Source organism: Ectobacillus funiculus (genome assembly GCF_004138295.1).
Taxonomy (GTDB): domain Bacteria; phylum Bacillota; class Bacilli; order Bacillales; family Bacillaceae_G; genus Ectobacillus; species Ectobacillus funiculus.
Window position 1 is genome coordinate 55,207 of sequence record NZ_SCFM01000025.1, and the last position, 18,485, is coordinate 73,691.

Annotated in this window: 14 protein-coding genes; 6 read left to right on the forward strand and 8 right to left on the reverse strand. The window is 39.6% G+C overall.

Going from position 1 to position 18,485, the window contains the following annotated elements:
* Positions 1-179: 179 nt before the first annotated feature.
* From pepF to mecA, 4 genes are all read right to left on the reverse strand, one after another.
* Entirely contained in the window at positions 180-2,003 is a 1,824-nt protein-coding gene (gene pepF, locus EP737_RS16445; RefSeq protein ID WP_129729057.1) for an oligoendopeptidase F, read from the reverse strand.
* Positions 2,004-2,123: 120 nt separating this feature from the next.
* Positions 2,124-3,305, reverse strand: coding sequence for a competence protein CoiA (locus EP737_RS16450; protein ID WP_129729058.1), 1,182 nt, complete (start codon positions 3,303-3,305; stop codon positions 2,124-2,126).
* A 54-nt stretch (positions 3,306-3,359) separates the two neighbouring features.
* A complete protein-coding gene (gene cls, locus EP737_RS16455; protein ID WP_129729059.1) occupies positions 3,360-4,898 on the reverse strand; it encodes a cardiolipin synthase in 1,539 nt (512 codons plus the stop codon).
* A 262-nt stretch (positions 4,899-5,160) separates the two neighbouring features.
* Entirely contained in the window at positions 5,161-5,832 is a 672-nt protein-coding gene (gene mecA, locus EP737_RS16460; protein WP_129729060.1) for an adaptor protein MecA, read from the reverse strand.
* A gap of 396 nt (positions 5,833-6,228) precedes the next feature.
* Between mecA and EP737_RS16465 the strand changes: the two genes are divergently transcribed.
* Positions 6,229-6,903 carry a TerC family protein gene (locus EP737_RS16465; protein ID WP_129729061.1) on the forward strand — a complete coding sequence of 225 codons (675 nt, stop codon included), beginning with the start codon at positions 6,229-6,231 and terminating at the stop codon, positions 6,901-6,903.
* Positions 6,904-7,020: 117 nt separating this feature from the next.
* Here EP737_RS16465 and EP737_RS16470 read toward each other — a convergent pair whose 3' ends face one another.
* From EP737_RS16470 to EP737_RS16485, 4 genes are all read right to left on the reverse strand, one after another.
* On the reverse strand, positions 7,021-9,252 hold the full coding sequence (locus EP737_RS16470) for an alpha-galactosidase (RefSeq protein WP_165350832.1): 2,232 nt from the start codon (positions 9,250-9,252) through the stop codon (positions 7,021-7,023).
* Between the two features lie 139 nt (positions 9,253-9,391).
* A complete protein-coding gene (locus EP737_RS16475; protein WP_129729062.1) occupies positions 9,392-10,207 on the reverse strand; it encodes a carbohydrate ABC transporter permease in 816 nt (271 codons plus the stop codon).
* Positions 10,207-11,079 (reverse strand): carbohydrate ABC transporter permease, encoded by an 873-nt coding sequence (locus tag EP737_RS16480; protein ID WP_129729101.1) that lies wholly within the window; start codon positions 11,077-11,079, stop codon positions 10,207-10,209. The genes EP737_RS16475 and EP737_RS16480 overlap by 1 nt, the downstream gene beginning before the upstream one ends.
* 272 nt (positions 11,080-11,351) lie before the next feature.
* A complete protein-coding gene (locus tag EP737_RS16485; protein WP_129729063.1) occupies positions 11,352-12,626 on the reverse strand; it encodes an ABC transporter substrate-binding protein in 1,275 nt (424 codons plus the stop codon).
* A 422-nt stretch (positions 12,627-13,048) separates the two neighbouring features.
* Between EP737_RS16485 and EP737_RS16490 the strand changes: the two genes are divergently transcribed.
* From EP737_RS16490 to EP737_RS16510, 5 genes are all read left to right on the forward strand, one after another.
* Positions 13,049-14,788 (forward strand): cache domain-containing sensor histidine kinase, encoded by a 1,740-nt coding sequence (locus tag EP737_RS16490; RefSeq protein ID WP_129729064.1) that lies wholly within the window; start codon positions 13,049-13,051, stop codon positions 14,786-14,788.
* Positions 14,785-16,302: a response regulator transcription factor gene (locus EP737_RS16495; protein WP_129729065.1), complete on the forward strand. Its 1,518-nt coding sequence runs from the start codon at positions 14,785-14,787 to the stop codon at positions 16,300-16,302. The genes EP737_RS16490 and EP737_RS16495 overlap by 4 nt, the downstream gene beginning before the upstream one ends.
* A 180-nt stretch (positions 16,303-16,482) precedes the next feature.
* Complete coding sequence (locus tag EP737_RS16500; protein ID WP_129729066.1) at positions 16,483-16,965, forward strand: hypothetical protein; 483 nt, start codon at positions 16,483-16,485, stop codon at positions 16,963-16,965.
* Positions 16,966-17,300: 335 nt separating this feature from the next.
* Positions 17,301-17,792 (forward strand): hypothetical protein, encoded by a 492-nt coding sequence (locus tag EP737_RS16505; RefSeq protein ID WP_129729067.1) that lies wholly within the window; start codon positions 17,301-17,303, stop codon positions 17,790-17,792.
* Between the two features lie 217 nt (positions 17,793-18,009).
* Entirely contained in the window at positions 18,010-18,117 is a 108-nt protein-coding gene (locus EP737_RS16510) for a YjcZ family sporulation protein (protein ID WP_129729068.1), read from the forward strand.
* The last annotated feature ends 368 nt before the right edge of the window (positions 18,118-18,485 follow it).

The following is an 18,485-nucleotide window of genomic DNA, read 5'->3' on the forward strand; positions in this document are numbered from 1 at the left end:
AAAAATATATCATCCACTACTGTTCATTGCAAGGTACTTTTGTTTCTTTATTAGTTAAGATACGTTATGCATTATACTTTCTCACTTCTAAATGAGAAAAGGAAGACGTCTAAAATCACGCCTTCCTTTACACCTCTGTCTTCGCCCAAGTGCAGGGCTTGCCAGTCGGCGAGTTTTCTTTATTTCTCAAACAAAAGCTGCTCAAGTTCATTTAATTTTTCTTCAAACACTTGAAGGGCTTCTTTAACAGGAGCTGGAGATGTCATATCAACGCCCGCCTTTTTCAGCACTTCAATTGGGTAATCAGAGCTTCCTGCCTTTAAGAAATGGCCAATATATTTCTCAACAGCTGGTTCGCCCTCCTCCAAGATTTTCTTCGATAATGCCGTTGCCGCACTAAAGCCTGTTGCGTATTGATATACGTAATAATTGTAATAGAAGTGAGGAATGCGAGACCATTCTAGGCCGATTTCTTCATCAATCACAAGCGCATCGCCAAAGTACTTTTTGTTTAAATCATAGTACATGGACGTCAGTAAATCCGGCGTAAGTGCATGTCCTTCCTGCACCTTCGTATGAATTGCATGCTCAAACTCCGCAAACATCGTTTGACGGAAAACTGTGCCGCGGAAAGTTTCTAAGTAATGGTTCAGCAAGTATAAACGCTTTTTCTTGTCCTCTGTTGTTTGAAGCAGATAATCATTCAACAGTGCCTCATTGCACGTAGATGCTACCTCTGCCACGAAAATCGAGTAATCCCCGTATACGTATGGCTGTGTTTTACGCGTATAATAGCTGTGTACAGAATGACCAAACTCATGGGCCAGAGTGAAGAGGTTATTCACGTTATCTTGCCAATTCATTAAAATATACGGGTTCGTGCCGTATGTACCCGAGGAGTACGCACCGCTTCGTTTCCCTCTGTTTTCGTGTACATCCACCCAACGGTTTTCGTATGCTTCTTTTAAAATTGATACATATTCATCACCAAGCTTCGCAAGCGCCTTTAGCAAAATATCCTGCGCTTCCTCGTACTTAACCTCTATTTTTGCTTCCTTCACAAGCGGCGTGAACAAATCGTACATATGAAGTTCATCGAGCTCAAGGGCACGCTTACGAATCTCAATATACCTATGCAACAAAGGCAGGTGATCATTTACAGTATTAACAAGCTGATCGTACACAGCTTCTGGGATATTATTATTACTTAGCGCAGCTTGACGCGCTGAATCATATTTGCGAACGCGAGCATAGAAGTTATTTTTCTTTACCGCTCCGCTTAATGTACTTGCAAATGTATTTTTATATTTACCATATGTGTCGTATACCGCCTGAAAAGCATCACGACGCACGCGCTGATCTTCACTTTCTAAAAACTGAATGTAACGTCCGTGCGTGACCTCTACTTCTTCCCCATTTTCATCCTGGATAGATGGGAATTTCAAATCAGCATTATTTAGCATACCAAATGTGTTACTAGATGAGCCTAAAACCTCTGATGCTTGCGCTAGTAACGCTTCTTCACTCTCTGATAACACGTGCGGACGCTGGCGGTTAATTTCATCAAGCGAATGTGAATACACCTTTAGCTCTTCATTTTCCTGTAAAAACGCTTGGATTTTCTCTTCTGGAACTGAAAGAATCTCTGGAACGATATAAGCCATTTCACTAGATGCCTGTGCATACAAGTTTCTTGCTCGATCGTTATACGCTTGATAGAAGGAGTTTGTTGTATCTTGATCGTATCGCATATGAGCGTATGTATACAGCTTACCGAGGCGCATGGTCACTTCATCCTGATATTGAAAAGCTGCAAGCAAATCATTTGCAGAATTGCCAAGCTTCCCTTTAAACTCGCCAAGCTTTGGAAGCATCTCTTTAATTTCCTGAAATTCAGCCTCCCATTGTTCATCCGTCGCAAAAATATCCTCGAGACGCCATGTCGATTCTACAGGTACTTCGTTACGCGCTGGCAATTGCTTTGCTGTTTTTTGTTCCGCCATGTTGATTCCTCCTTTTTTAATTAAGAGCCTGTAATAAGTATTCTCTTCTAGCTGCTTCATTCCTTCCGCACGCTTCTATTATATCCGTTTTTCGGCGGCTGATGTTGCAGACTGCTCATTTCAGAAAAGAAGGAGCGCATGCTTCATTGCCTCCTCATCTCTCGCAAATGCTTCCCCTTCTGTTTGCGGCACAATACTTACCTGCTTTCTTCGATATGTTTGCCCTGACACAAGTTCAATCAGATCGCTGGCGCACAAAAAAGCCATATATTCCTTTAACGTCCTTTTAAAATAGGAAAACGGATAATAAGGGAGAACACGCCTTTGAATAACACTGTGCTGTTCAACATAGCGGACGATTTGCCAAAAGGGGAGGCTCTCTCCTGCTCGCATCGGTTCAATAAGATCAAACAAAATAAGGCTTTGCCAAATGATAGCTGGCGTTTGAATCGCAAGGAGTGAGGGCAGCGGGACACCCGCTTCTGCTGGAAGACGAGACGGAGAAATTCCTTTCGTATACATGTATTGAAAAAATTCTTCGTAGCCGCGGCGCATATGTAAAAACTGGCCCATACGCCAGCGCTTTTTCTTTTGCAGCCATTGCTGCTCCAGCTGTTCAAAGGAAAAGAGGGATGGAGAAAAGATAGAAGAGATGGTGGCTGAAGATATACGATGGACAAATGTATGAGCAAATGATGTGGAAGAGGAAAACGGCAGAAGAGGAGAGCATTTGAAAAATGAAGCATGATCCGGACAGAAATAGAGAACATATGGAATTCTATTCTGTGCAAATAAAGCAGGAAAAGAAGAAAGCCGAAGCCAGTGGGCCGCATAGCGCTTATACTGGTTGCCACCCAGAATCCATAATACGCGTAAGCCCTCGCGCCAATACGAATGAGTTCGTTCCAAAAATCTTTTCGTAGGAATAGGGGAGCATTGAAACTCAACCGCTGCTTGTACATCAGCACGAGTAAGCAGTAAATCAGGACGCTGGCGAATCGAGGGCAAATATACTTCAGGTTCCGTTAAAAAACCTTGGGTCTTAAACCAATGATACAGCATTTCTTTTCCGGCGAGATGGTATGCTGATTCCGGCTCTAAGTCGAGCTTGCACACCATCGTACGCTTATGGGCAAAATGATATTTTTTCCTCGTGCCCAGCTTCAGCTGTACCTCACTTTCACAAACAGGGCAGAAAAACACCTCGCGTTCACGCATCTCCTGCAGCAGCTCCTTGCCAAGAGGCTGCAGTAAGTTAAGGCGTTCTCCGTTTTGTTTTAAGGCTACAAACAAAATACCCACACTCCTTTCGCTTGTTAATTTCTATAAACAAAACGAAGAGTCCTTCTTCTTTGATTATAACAGCGGTGACAGGAGGCGATATGTGGATTCAACAATACGCATCACAAGACGTCTCTTGTTAAACTGATCCATATGAATTTCCTTTGAAACGGTCAAATCTTCTTCAAAGTCTTGTACAAGCTTATGAATGCTTGCTGTGTCATATAAAAATGCATTGATTTCAAAGTTCAAATGAAAACTCCTCATATCCATGTTGGCAGTGCCAATAGAAGCGAGAGAGAAATCAACTATTACGATCTTGCTATGCAAAAAACCTCTTTCATATTCATAAATCTTTGCCCCTGCCTCAAGAAGCTCTGGAAAATAGGAACGGGACGCATAAAAAACAGTTCGTTTGTCAGGCTTGCTCGGTACGAGTAAACGCACATCGATCCCGGCCAGTGCAGCTACCTTTAATGCGGCCAGAATATCATCATCTGGAATAAAATAGGGTGTAGCAATCCAAATGGACTTACGCGCTGAAGAAATCATCGCAAAGTACAAATGCTTAATGGTCTCCCATTTACTATCGGGTCCCCCTGCCACAAGCTGCACACCTCCAAGTCCTTCTCCTTCGATGCGCTCCGTACTAAGCAAGATAGAATCCAGAGCTGCTTCACCAGTCATATAAAACCAATCCTGTAAAAAAATCATCTGCAGACTTTGAACTGCCTCGCCGCGTAAATACAAGTGAGTATCTCGCCAAAAGCCGAAATATTTATCTTTTCCTAAATATTCATCCCCGATGTTTAAGCCCCCGACAAACCCTTCTTTACCATCTACGACGATAATCTTCCGATGGTTTCGATAATTAATCTTGTCATTTAAAATAGGGAAACGAACTGGGAAGAACGGAAGCATTTCCACTCCGCCGCTTCTCAGCTTCCCCACATAAGCTTTAGAGAGGCGGAAGCTGCCAACAGCATCATACAAAAATCGAACCTTCACCCCTTCCGCCTGTTTACGAAGAAGAATCTCTTGGATTTCAGTTCCGATTTTATCATCACGAACGATATAATACTCCATATGAATATGATGCTGCGCCTTCTCAAGCACCTCTTTGATAGAAGAAAATGTCTCTTCTCCGTTTGTTAACACCTTGGTTTCAGTCTGGAAGGAAATATTCAGTGAACCAAGACGCGACGCAAGGCGAAATAACAGTTCCTGATGCGTATGCTCCGCTAAAAACTGCTGTTGCCTCTCGTTTTCTTTATATTGTAAAAATGCCTGTTCATCCAGAAGCGCTTTCTTTTGAAACATTCGTTTCCGGCGAAAATTTTGTCCAAATAATAAATAAGCAAAAAAGCCGAAGACCGGGAAAATACCGAGAACAATGAGCCATGTCAACGTTTTAGACGGTTGTCGATTTTCAAGAAAAATAACAAAACCGATAAAAAAAGCCGACAAGGTAAACAACACGCTCAGTACACCAAATACTGAAATGTTTTTATGTATCAAATCTGAATAAAACGTCGCATCATTCACGAGACGAAGAGTAAGAAAAACTGCAAATAATAGAATAAAAAACAAGATAAGTTTTAAAACATTCTTCATATCGTGCCCCCTTTCTAAAGGATAGATTTCCTAGCGTTACTTTCTCTTTTAGGAGTACAGTATAAGGGCAATTACGCGTCTGTCTTCGCCCAAAGGCAAAGCTTGCCAATCGGCGAGTTTTCTTTAAAGTGTGTTCACATTTCTCATTGCCCGGTCTCTGTAGTATACTCTCTATGCGGAAAAGCTCCCGCCTGATGAAGCAATCCATTTTGCTTATTATATGCGACAATGAAAAAGCCGATTTCAGTATAAAGAAATCGGCCTACGCTTTTAAAGAAAAGTTTTTGCGGATGACAGATAGGGAACTTTCAGAAATTACGGTTTTACCGTACTCCTGCACACGATGAATGGTCATAGCAGATTCTTCGCCATACTCCATAATAATGCTTAAAATGCTATCCATTTCCTCTTCATCGTGTAACTCTTCATCAAATTCTACATATAAATAGTATCGTCCGTCAAAAACATATAATTCATTTTGAATGTCCTCAAGCGCGATACAATGGCTTAATGAGATGACATCTTCAAAATCTTGAAACTTCACAAGAAACCCTAATGTTCCATCCTGACTTAAGTACGTATAGTCTTCCTGCTCAAGTTGCTGCTCGAATAGAGATTCGATCCGTTCATCAAGCGGAATATCAATCACTTTATCAAGACCAATTGGTAACTCAAGCTTTTGACCATCCTTTGAGATTTGAGCTCTCGTTACAATAACCTCAATTCCTTTTTCAAGCGCCTGTACCTGGATCCAAAGCGGACCGTCGACAAAGAAGTCATCCTGGTCGCGTACTTCGTCCATCATCTCCCAGAATAACTGTTCGCTTTTTTCACGGTTATACCAAATTTCCTCCCGGTTAAAGCCGCGTTCCTCTATATCGATGTATGATATATAAAATTTGACTGTATGATCGTTAATTCTTTCAATATCCAATTCTGCTCTCTCCCTTCCTATTTGGCATATTTGATGAAGGGACCCCCCCTAGACTATGGTGCATTTGTACTATCATATCACGATGCTGGAAAATCCTCTAGGAAATCTTGTACTCTCATTTTATGATAAGAAGCGTCGAAATGGAAATAAAATTACCGCTTTTTTAAAAAACAGACATTTGCCCTACAAAAAACAAGCAGAAAAGGCTGCTCTAGCCATTTCTATGAATCGTTTTTGACATTTCTCTAGCATTTCTACGCCTTTTCTCTCCGCTCGGTTAGCATAAAATTCTTCGACAAACTTAGAATATTTCCTTTTCTTGACAGTTCGTAACATTGTCCCTTATATTGATTAAAAGTACTGAGACAGAAAACTAATAAACGGGGGACTATACATATGGATTTTGACTTTCTTATGTCGATCCTTATGATTGTAGGCATCGATATTGTTTTAGGAGGAGACAATGCGATTGTCATTGCCTTGGCGAGCCGTAATTTGCCGGAAACTCAACGCAATAAGGCCATCTTCCTCGGCACAGGTTTAGCCATTATTGTTCGTATTTTATTAACAATTATTGCCGTATACCTGCTTGTGATTCCATTTTTACAGCTGATTGGCGCTGTTTTGCTCCTATTTATCTCCTATAACCTGCTTACAGGTGAAGGAGAAGATCTCTCCAAGATTCAAGCAAGTCCTACCTTAATGGCAGCCGTCCGTACAATTGTGTTTGCTGATATCGTAATGGGGTTTGATAATGTCCTCGCAGTTGCCGGTGCTGCACACGGAAATATTATTCTTGTTGTGTTAGGATTAATTGTTTCCATTCCTATCATTATATGGGGCAGCAAGCTCATTTTAGTACTAATGGAAAAGTTCTCTATTCTCGTTTATGTCGGCTCTGGAATTTTAGCATATACGGCCGGCAAAATGGCAACCCATGAAGAAAGACTAGCCAGCTTCCTTGAGGAAAACATCTTTCTGCAGACGGGAATTCCAGCAGCGGCAGTTGTCGGTGTGTTGGTAGTTGGGTATATCGCCAATCAAATTAGGCTAAAGAAAGCGCATAACTGAATGAAACAACATAAGGAATGAACATGTAAATATCCATAATGGCTTAATCCGCACAAAAGAAGGAGAGGGTGTCCCAGAAGATAGCGCATTGCTAGCCTCTTAGGACACCCTTTGTCGTTATTTCACTTTTCTAAGTGTAAATATTTTGGAATCAAAATCTCGTTTATTCATAATAGCTGTATCATCAAAGCCCAATTCTCCCCTGATTGGCGGTGTTAATACAATTCCGATGTTTTCTAGCTCACTGCCTGTATACTGCAAGCCATTTTCTTCAATCTCATATAGAGCACTAGGATCTAATCCTGGAACCCTTACTCTTCGGTAGCCATCATTGGGAATAGACAGCACTTGGAACCATGCTACGATTGCCTGTTCTTTATCTTTTGTTTTTACCATCCACATGGTTTCGTTTTCTTCAAAAGGACTAGCTAAACGGGTAAACTCTCCAAATAATAATAGTTCACGATTTCTTTTGTAGTATTTAATTTGTTCTTTGATTTCTTGCATTTCTTCCTCTGTTAATTTATTTGGATCTAATTCATATCCAAATACACCAAAAAACGCTACATTTGCACGAGTATCAAGTGGAGTAATTCGTCCAACTTGATGGTTAGGAACAGCAGATACATGTGCTCCTATAGAACTAACCGGATAAACCATTGAGGTGCCGTATTGAATTTTCAGGCGTTCGATTGCATCACTATCATCACTTGTCCATGTTTGTGGAGCATAATAAAGCATTCCGGGATCAAATCGTCCGCCGCCTGATGCACAAGATTCAATTAGTAAATTAGGGTGCCTTTCCAGTAATTTATCATATAAAGTGTAGACGCCTAAGATATAACGATGCATTAACTCCCCTTGTGATTTTGAATCTAAATAAGCTGAATATGCTTCAGAAATATTCCGGTTCATATCCCATTTAACATAAGAAATGTTCGCATTACTTAAGATGTCATCCATCATTTCAAAAATATGTTCTACCACTTCTGGATTACCATAATCCAGTACATATTGAAAGCGAGCCGGTTTTCTAAAACGCCCTGGTGTCCCGATAATCCATTCAGGGTGTTCCTTCATTATATGAGAGTCACTGTTAGACATTTCTGGTTCGAACCACAGGCCAAACTCCATTCCTAAATCGTTTACCTTCTTCGCTAAACCATCAATTCCGTTGGGAAGCTTTTCTTTATTCACATACCAGTCACCTAATGATGAATTATCTAAATCACGCTTTCCAAACCAGCCATCATCTAATACAAATAATTCCACACCTAACTCACTCGCTGTTTCCGCAATACTGATGATTTTGTCTTCCGTAAAATCTAAGTAGGTTCCTTCCCAGTTATTCATGACCACAGGACGAGCTTTATGTGCCCACTTAGGATTAATTAAATGATTGTTATATAAATCGTGATAAGCGTGACTCATACCATTCAAACCTTTATCTGAAAATACAAGCACTGCTTCTGGGGAATAAAACTCACCATGTGGTTTTAATTTCCATTGGAAGCGGTTTGGATGGATACCAATCATTAAACGATTGACATAGTAGTTATCCACATCCACTTGAGCTAGAAAGTTCCCACTGTACACTAAGTTCATACTATATACATTGCCATGATTTTCTGTAGCTTCTGGATGCGCCAACGCAATAAAAGGATTATGGTGGTGGCTGCTTGCCCCGCGAGTTGAATATACTGCTTTAACTCCTGGTTCAGCTGGAGAACGATAAAAATGTCTTTCCCTGCCCCATAAGCCAGATAGGTGAATGACATCATATTTTTGATCCGGAATATCCACACTGGCGCTTAATAATCGTTCAATTGTAATATTTTCATTACCATTGTTGTGCAGGCGTACCGATCTTGTAATAACAGGAAGAGTATTGAATATCGTATAGTTCAATTCTACTTCCAAACCTGACAATTCATCCTTCATAAAGATAGTTAACGTTTCGCACTCATCTTGATTGGCAAAAGTTGCTGGCATACCAGGAAGCTTTGTTTTTCCCTTAGCTGTTTTATACGAATTATATTCTAGCTCTAATATATGAGAACCATTCTCAAAAGTGACATCAATAGCAGCTTCTCTGAAATCGCCGCCACCACTTGATGGAAATTCTTGTTTAATGCTATCCAAACAAGTAGTTAAGTCATTATCAAACTCGACAACAGATACAGGACGGAAACTTCTTTCAACTAAGCGACTAACAGAATCAGAAAAAACGATTTTACTTCCATAATAAATATGTTCTAACTGCTTATTTTCCATAACACGGAAAATGTAACTAATTTTATCATTCGTTAAGTGAAACGTCTTTTCTTGTTCATTAATAAATATACTCACTTGCTATTCCTACCTTCATGATTTTTTGCACTGTAGAAACGTATAGCCGAATTGAAATATCTTCGCTTGGTATCCTGCAAAACTTAGCAGATACCAAGCGAATTTACAATTCTCACCCATTTAATTGGACAGCCGCATATTATCCTTTTACCGCTCCAGACGATAAACCGCTAATGAAATACTTTTGCAGGAACAAGTATAAAACGATAATTGGCAGCGCTGCTAGAAGTGACCCTGAAGCCACCCAGCCAACATTGTTCGTATATTGAGAGAAGAACGCCGCTAGGGAAACTGTAACCGTCTTTGCCTCTGTGCTTTGCAGGAAAAAGACGGAGAATTGGTAGTCATTCCAAACATTAACCCCTGTCAAAATAGTTACCGTTGCCGTAACTGGTTTTAAAAGCGGCATAATAATTCGGAAGAATAGCCCGAATCGGCTCATTCCATCCATCATCGCTGCCTCATCCAGCTCCTGTGGAATCGTGCTAATAAATCCAGTAAATAAGAAGATTGTCATTGGTAAATTGAAGGTTACGTGCAGGAGGATAATCGCCCAGTACGAGTTCATTCCCCCAATGTCAACGATAAACTTGTAAAGCGGTACTAAAATAGTAAGCGGCGGTACAATGAGCGCTGAAATAAAGATCAAATACATGCTTTTATTCAAACGAGTTTTGTATCTTGCTAACGGATAGGCCGCAAATGATCCTAGAATAATGACAAGGACTACAGAAACCGCTGTGATAATGACATTATTGAAAAGAGCTGACTGCAGATGCGCTTGTTCCCAAACTTCTTTAAAATTATCGACAGACCACGAAGAAGGGAGAAGCCATTTTGAGCTTGTATCCCCCATTCCCTTTAGCGAGGTTGTAAGCAATAGATAAAAAGGAATGATATGGGCAATGCTGATTACAATCATGAGGGGCAGCATCCATGTTTTATTTTTCTTCATCACGCAATCTCCTTTTTTCTTAAATAAACTAATGCTGACATGCTAATGACGGAAATAAGTACAAACATCAGATTCCCTAGTGATGCAGCATAGCCAGCATCCTGACTGGCAAAATAAATTTTATACATCATTGTCGATAATGATTGTGATGCATATCCCGGACCTCCATTTGTTAACGCCACAATGACATCAAATAGCTTCAAACCGCCAATTAAGTTCAAAACAACGTTAATCGTAATCGATGGCATTAATAACGGAAGGGTAACATTCCAGAACTGTCCAAACTTAGAAGCGCCATCTAGTTCAGCTGCTTCATAATAATCACTTGGAATCGATTGCAAACCAGCTAGATAAATAACCATTGCAATCCCCATATACTGGAATGTGTTTACAAATGTTAAAATCCAAACATTCAGCTTAGGATCTGCTAGTAGGTTGAGAGGTTCATCTTGGAATAGCAAAACAATATCATTCAATGCTCCACCTTTGAATTGAAAGAAAAAGTACCAAATGAATCCCATAATAAGAGGACTGATAATAACTGGCAAATATACAATCGTCCGTACAATTCCTCTGAATTTAATACTTTGATTTAATAAAAGCGCATACAATAAACCGCACACATTTTGGAACAATGTACTTCCGACCCCATAAATGAGCGTATTCTTAATAACTGTTAAAATATTAGGATCAGAAAACATTCTTTGATAGTTCTCCCACCCTACCCAACTGAAGGTTTGCGAATAACCATCCCAGTTTGTAAAAGAAATTTTAAGCCCATTTATGAAAGGGTAAAAAATGAAGACACAAAACAAAAGCAAGGCTGGTAAATACATCAAATTTAACCAGAAAGGGGAGCTTCCCTTAAACATTTTGGCAAATGAGCTTTTCCTCTTTGCCTTTGGCTGTATATAACGTTCTCTAACAGCAATTTTTTCCTCCACTTCTCCCACACTCCTATTTTTAATGTGAGGGTTACCCATCTAAGCAACCCTCACAATTTTTTATTCTATATCCTATCAGCAGGATGAAGACTTCCTTTACACTGTAAGAAAGCATAAATTTCCAGCGAGAAGCGAATTCGACGTAGTCGGAAATTTTAGGAATACAGTATAAGTAGGGCTTGCCAATCGGCGAGTTTTCTTTATTTTTGCTGCTGGCTGCGTAAACGTTCCACTTCTTTCTCCATTTTTTCAGAGAATTGCTTAGGCGTAATCGATCCTGCAAGTAGTTCTTGTCCTTGTGTGCAAAGAACATCCCACATACCGTTTGGCAGATATACACGGTCAAAGTAAGGGAATACACGTGTGGAAGCATACTCTTGATAATATTTTGTCAAATCGCCTAAATCCTCATTAACACCCTTGATGCCTGCAGGTAAGCCTGTAGTTTCTGCCATTGTTTTTAAGTTTTCAGTCTTAGCAAAGTACGCTAATAGCTTTTTAGCTTCTTTAACATGCTTGGAATCCTTCCATACAGCCATCGTATATCTTTCTCCGCCTGAGAACGCTGGTTCATCGCCTGCAACCATTGCTGGTACCGGCATATATCCAACTTTCACCTTCGGATTCATTTCCTTAGCTTGTGTGACAGATTGAGGTCCATCAAATAGAAAGGCCACTTCTCCGTTAGCAAACATTTGAGGTATATCGCTTCGTTTTGCCGTAAGGACGTCTTTGTTAATTAAACCTTTGTCATTCATTTCCTTAAGCTTTTCAGGAAGAGCTGTCCATCCGGACCAATCAAACTTGCCATCTAATAGAGCATCCGCGTAGTTCTTTTCTGGACTAATCAATAAAGGTGTTGCAAAGTAATCAAAGAATTGTCCAATTGTTGATGAATCGATTCCGGAGAAGAAAAACGGTGTAACTTTTCCGTTACTTTCTTTTTTAATTTTCTCACCAGCTGCGATGAGTTCGTCCATTGTTTTAGGTACTGATATTCCGTATTTTTCTAAGATTTCCGCGTTATAAGTGATGCCATCCTTCGCTTCATTTAACGGTAAAGCATAAACTTTTCCTTGTTCATCAGTAATAACCGGTTTTATTGAATCCGTCAATTGAGATGCCCACTCCTGATCCTTTAAATCAGCTAAATACTTACCGTAGCGGATTTTAGACCAGCCATGCGTGTCGAACACATCTGGTAAATCATTTGCTGCCATTTTAACCTTCATCATATTTTCATAATCCTGGCCTGGAAATTGAAGCTCTACATCAATGCTTGGGTTTTCCTTTTCAAAGCTCTCTGTTATTTTTGTCATTGCGTTTTTTGTTTCCTGCTCACTTGCTGAACTGAAAACGGTCAATTTCACCTGATCACCTTTCGCCTCGGTGGATGATTTTTCTCCGCTTGAGCAGCCAAAGAGTGTAACTGCAGATAACATTGTTACGAGAGTAGTAGCAACCTTCTTCTTCATATGAATCCCCCTTAATATGTTTAAGCCATAACGTCTGATAAGGAACGTTTCACTAACTGTAACTTTTTCTCTTTACATCCCCCTATGCTACCGTAAATGCTGCGTTCATTCCATCCGTTATCTCTTGCTTATCTGTATTCTATCACCTTTGAACACGTTTTCATGTGACGTAAAACTACAATGAAAGCGCTCTTTTCTCCACTCTTCCTTTTTCATCCTTTCCTCCGATGCTCTTGCTATTCTTCCCAATATATGTTTATATGATGGAGAAATTAAATTCTATTTCAATGTAAATATTTACAAAGAATTGTTACCATTAATGCTATTCTGCTAAACTTATTAACGAAAGCGCTTTATCACATTTACGCATTTAGACGGCATAGATACAACCAAACTGGTAATAGGAAGGTGCAGCAGCAACTATGAAACTCGCTTACTCGTTACGATTTAAGCTATCTACATTCTACTTAATCATTATTGTAATTCCTGTTCTTATCATTTCCATCATCATGCCTTATTATTACCAATATTTGATTTCAAAGGAAACAGAGAAGCTGACTGAAAGCACATTGGCATCTTTAAGCAATAATATTAATACTTACCTGGATGACCTATCACGCATTACGATTATTCCTTACCTGAACGAGAATATTATGTTTGCTCTGCAGCAGGTAGCCAGTAATCAATATGAAACAGCGGAACCCTATACGCAGCTCATGGTAAACCGTGCTCTCTATGAATCTCTTCCAAAATATTTACAATTTACAAGAGAAGACATTCTTTCTATGATCATTACAACACGAAACGGTTCTTCCTTTGTCCATTCGCGAAACAGTGGAACCGAGGTTGCTGACTACCCTTATACGGAGCAGGATTGGTATAACCGGGCAAAAGCCAACAATGGCAAGGTTACATTCATTCCAACACATGTCCAGGATTACATCACGAACTCCAAACCAGTTCAAGTATTTTCTGTGGCTCGGCTTATTAAGGATCCGGAGACACAACGCCCTTTAGCTGTAATAATGGCTGATGCTGATATGAGAGCCTTTGAAAAAATAATTAAAGGCATAGATTTAAACAATAAAAGCTCCATTATCACGATTATGGATGACCGTGGGGATTTATTTTTTTCCAGTAAAACTCTATCAGCATCATTGCGTGAGCAAATTCAAGACGAGCCTGAGGTTGTAAAAGATGGCCGTGACTCCTATGTTGTCGTTTCTAAGGTTATACAGCCTTCCAATTGGAAGTTGGTTGTTTTGCTGTCAAAGTCAGAAATTGCCGCTAAAGTTCATTGGATGTTCACCATCGGTATTTTATTTGCCGTAAGCGGAGTTTGCATTACTTTCTTTCTTTTCTTTGTGCTGTCACGTTGGATTCTCCGTCCTTTTCAGGAAATGGTTCGAGTCATGAAGCAAGTAGAGCGTGGTCATTTTGATGTACGTCTGCAAACCCACGGGCAAGATGAAATTGCCCTGCTTGGGAATGCATTCAATACAATGATTTCAAAGGTGAACGACTTGATTGACAGAGAATATCGCGCGGTTCTCAATCAACGAAATGCTGAATATCGTGCTCTGCAATCACAAATTCAACCCCATTTTCTGTATAATACCTTAAATGGATTTATTGGGTTGAACCGGCTGGGAGATCGTAAAACATTAGAAAAAGCAATTTTATCATTAAGCTCCATGCTGCGGTATACTTTAGATCAGGCTGATTGGTCAACCCTTGGTGAGGAGTTCAAGTTCTTAGAAAAATATTGTCATCTTCAGGGAATGCGCTTCCAAGAGCGGATGACAACTCATATCCATTTGGATGATACTGTTTCTAACTATAAAATACCGAAATTACTTCTACAGCCTCTCGTTGAGAATGCGATTATCCATGGCTTGGAAGCATCAGAGCACCCGTGTTCCATTCATATCTCTGCTCACCTAGAAGAGCAAGATGGTCAAGCATTTTTATGCATTTCTGTTAAAGACGATGGAGCTGGGTTTGATATGACAAAAAAGAAAGAAAAAATAAGTGTGGGTCTTTCTAACATTCAAGTGCGACTAAAGATGGCCTATCCCGGCTCTACCTTTACAATCCACAGTCAAGTTGGACAAGGAACAGCTGTTGTAATTCAAATCCCAAAAAAGGAAGTGACCATATGAGAGTTGTGATTGCGGATGATGAAAGTCTAGTAAGAGCCAGTCTTCGAAGCATGCTAGAGGAATTAGAACTTCCCGTATCTATCGTCGGAGAAGCAGCTAATGGTGAAGAAACCCTTGCATTAGTGCAGGAGTATGAGCCTGATCTCGTGTTCATTGACATCCAAATGCCAAAGCTAAACGGCCTAGGAGCGATTGAGAGCGGTAAAAAGCTCTCGCCCCAAACGAGCTGGATTATTCTGACCGGTTTTTCCGAATTCAACTATGCACGTGAAGCCATTCGCCTTGGAGCTGACAACTACTTATTAAAGCCTGTAAGCCCTGAAGAATTGGAAGAAGCCCTGCAAGGATGGCTGAAAAAACATGAAAAACACAAATTATTTCGTAACTCACAGTTTGAGAATCAAATGATAGCTCTCGCCCACGGGCTAAGCTCCATTGAAGATACAAATAATCAAGACACACTCATGGACACCGCTTTTCTTTGTGCTACTTTCTTTATAGATAGTCACCTAGAGGAAAAGCAAAAAGCAGACATACTCTTACAATTCTCTCTAGCTTTAAGACAGTGTGCTTACAGACACATCGGAGGAGACGCAAAAATAGCGATTTATACACGCCCTACAGGAGAGGTATTTACCGTTGGCTGTTGGAAATATACGAAACAAACAGCAGGAAAAACAAAAATCCAAGAGTATTTTGGTGAGATTAATGAGATGATCATCCATTTCTCTAATGAAAATGCGGCCATTACAGCCATCCAAAGTGCCGACTGCTCCTCATTTGAAGATTTTCAGCAGCAAATAAACAAAATACTAGATTTATCTGCCCTTCGAACTATCGGAGGAATTCATAAAAAGTGGGGTATTGAGCAGCTATCCGCTTATCAGACAGACTCACATATAACTGAACTGAGCTGCATTCTCATTCAACTGTCTGACTACTATAAAGCGGAAATCTATCTCAACTATATGAAGACAGTAACTGATTTCGAAAAGGCACTTCTAAATGCAAAGCTGAGCAAACAAAGCAAAGCACAAATTTGCCTTTTTCTTCATTATGCGCTTGGCTGCTCACTCCAAGCAGAAGAAGACGTGAATACCTGGATTCAAAAGCTCCAACATCACGGCAGTCAGCTGCTTGCCCAAAACCAAAAAAATGAAAATCGTCAAACAGACCTTGTAGATCAAGCTATTGCATTTATCGATCAAAATTATATGAACAATATTGGTGTTGGCCAGATTGCAGAACAGCTAAATGTAACGCCTAATTATTTAAGCACTCTTTTCCATAAAAAAACAGGTATTACATTTACAAAATACATTATGAAGACACGTATTCTGAAAGCAAAGGAGTTATTATTAAACGATACTATGCAGGTTCAACAAGTTGCAGAAGCAGTTGGGTATTATAGCACCCGCCACTTTACTAAGCTTTTCACAGAATTCGTCGGCTGCTATCCTTCCGAGTTCCGCAATCAGTTTAAAATGGAGAATACGTCAACTACCACCACTTAAACGTTAACACGTTTTTCCCACAAAGGGACTTCCGTTGGTCGAAAGTGGGGGCTTGAAAAAGCCTAGTTGATTACGGTTTGCACAAATTGCCATACCCATGAAAACCACCAGAAAGGGAACATCCTTTGGAAGTGGATGGTTGAAAAGAAGAAAACCAAACGCTACAAAGAAGGACCCTTTATGAACATCTTTCGTAGAAGAGTATTTGATACGTACCCTGATGCTCACATGACATATGGGAGCATGACTACACCAAGAAGAAAAGAACTGCAACTCGAAAAAACACATTACAATGATGCCATTGCCACTACAGGGATCACCAACATCAAAGAAAATACGGCTCACGTTCTGTATATCAAACAATTTAGGAAGAAAATACGCTCTTTACATGAAGCAACCGCTAGAAAAGGCAGAAAAGAAAAAAATACACAATCCAAACGGAATGAAAAGAACACAAAATCAGTCAGTTCATGGCATTTGAATGATAAAGTTCGTGTGTTTGGACAAGTTGGCTGGATTAGTGGATTTAGTGGACAGACTTGTTATGTAAAAAACATACAAGGAGATTATGTTACGGTTCCAGATAAAACGTATAAACAGGTGAGCTTCAACCACTTGGAGCTGATTTGTCATAATAACAACTGGCAATTCTCGGTCTTGTAGGCTTACACCTACCGGAAATTCATCCCCCACCTACTCATTGGGCTACGCCCTTCTCACTCCTTGAGGAGGGGGACTTCTTTCCGGAAAATCTGTTAAAAAATAATAAAACTTATGAAAAATAAAACCCTGACTTCTTTCTCTACTCTAAAGTGGAAATCAGGGTCTTTTTTGTTCGTATGAGCCCTTACTCTCACTATATACAAGATTTTCATAACATTTATGGGCACCTGCACAGTCATATAGGTTTTCAGCTACATATTGTACACAAAGTAATTACCTACTGTTTTTGGGGGATAATCGGTCCACACTCGCCTTAAAGCAATGGAGGTATGAAAATGATAAAATTTTATTCCTTTCATGGGACTGTCACCATGATTAGTGATTTTGTTATGGGGCAAAATGGCGAAGGAGAAGGTTGTTATAAATTAATTTCTGTAGAAGACGGGTCGGGAACAATAGTAAATTTCGTGGTTTCACCCACCACTTACTTTGTAGACCATGTAATGGTGGCAGTAGGAGATAGAGTAACTGGATATTATGATGGGAATGCACCTGTTCCTCTTATATACCCACCACAATATCGAGCACTTGTAATGGTGAAAGATAGCCCTTATCAGAATGTAAAAGTAGATTATTTTAATAGTCAGCTGGAGAGCAGTGATGGACAATTACGATTAAATTTATCCCCCTATACCCAAATAGTATTAACAAATGGGCAACCCTTTTCAAGAAGCCTTACGAACCGAAATCTAATTGTTATCTACGGACCTGCCACAACAAGTATTCCCGCTCAAACCACCCCCTATAGAATAGTAGTTTGGTGTTAGCGTTTATTATAGAAAATGCCTGTTACACATAACCTAATAATAGTTGCTATTATGTACACAAAGTTTTATACACTAAACCTAAGAAGCCTATTTACAGTGTGACCTAGCTCAATAATTACCAAAAAACATAGGATACATTATTCACTGCTCTATCTGGTTGTAATGATACTTCATTACATTGTTCTCAATATATTCATTGTGAAGGAGGAATAAATATATGAGTGGATATGCTCATGGTAATAGCTTCGCTTTAATTGTTGTATTGTTTATCTTATTAATTATCGTTGGCGCAGCTTGTTGGTGTGGTCACGGATACGGTTGGTAATAAAAAACTATTAAAAAGCTCCTGTGAACGCCAGGCCCCTGTCTCAATAGCAGGAGCTTTTTGTTTGCAAAATAACAAAAATAGCCTTCTCTATAAAAATTGAAGAACTATACTTTAAAAGTAAAAACAGCCCTATTTGGAGACTGTCAGTGGTCGCTTCATAATATTTTAGCAAAACTGCCGAAAACGGCAGATTGCAATAATGCATAAAAACGAAAAGCCTATTAAAATCCATCTGTCAATATTCATACGTTTTCACCCTAAAAAGGAATTAATGTTTATATTATCTTCCTTCTTTTGAAATACATAACTTTCTGTGAAACAAGAAATTAAACATTATTTCTCATTCACATTAGTTTATTTAAAAT

Excerpts from the sequence above, each read along its gene's own strand:
- EP737_RS16505 (WP_129729067.1), top strand. The coding sequence starts at position 17,301 with ATGATAAAATTTTATTCCTTTCATGGGACTGTCACCATGATTAGTGAT.
- cls (WP_129729059.1), bottom strand. The coding sequence starts at position 4,898 with ATGAAGAATGTTTTAAAACTTATCTTGTTTTTTATTCTATTATTTGCA.
- pepF (WP_129729057.1), bottom strand. The coding sequence starts at position 2,003 with ATGGCGGAACAAAAAACAGCAAAGCAATTGCCAGCGCGTAACGAAGTA.
- EP737_RS16510 (WP_129729068.1), top strand. The coding sequence starts at position 18,010 with ATGAGTGGATATGCTCATGGTAATAGCTTCGCTTTAATTGTTGTATTG.
- EP737_RS16485 (WP_129729063.1), bottom strand. The coding sequence starts at position 12,626 with ATGAAGAAGAAGGTTGCTACTACTCTCGTAACAATGTTATCTGCAGTT.
- EP737_RS16495 (WP_129729065.1), top strand. The coding sequence starts at position 14,785 with ATGAGAGTTGTGATTGCGGATGATGAAAGTCTAGTAAGAGCCAGTCTT.
- EP737_RS16490 (WP_129729064.1), top strand. The coding sequence starts at position 13,049 with ATGAAACTCGCTTACTCGTTACGATTTAAGCTATCTACATTCTACTTA.
- EP737_RS16500 (WP_129729066.1), top strand. The coding sequence starts at position 16,483 with ATGAACATCTTTCGTAGAAGAGTATTTGATACGTACCCTGATGCTCAC.
- EP737_RS16480 (WP_129729101.1), bottom strand. The coding sequence starts at position 11,079 with ATGTTTAAGGGAAGCTCCCCTTTCTGGTTAAATTTGATGTATTTACCA.
- EP737_RS16475 (WP_129729062.1), bottom strand. The coding sequence starts at position 10,207 with ATGAAGAAAAATAAAACATGGATGCTGCCCCTCATGATTGTAATCAGC.
- EP737_RS16465 (WP_129729061.1), top strand. The coding sequence starts at position 6,229 with ATGGATTTTGACTTTCTTATGTCGATCCTTATGATTGTAGGCATCGAT.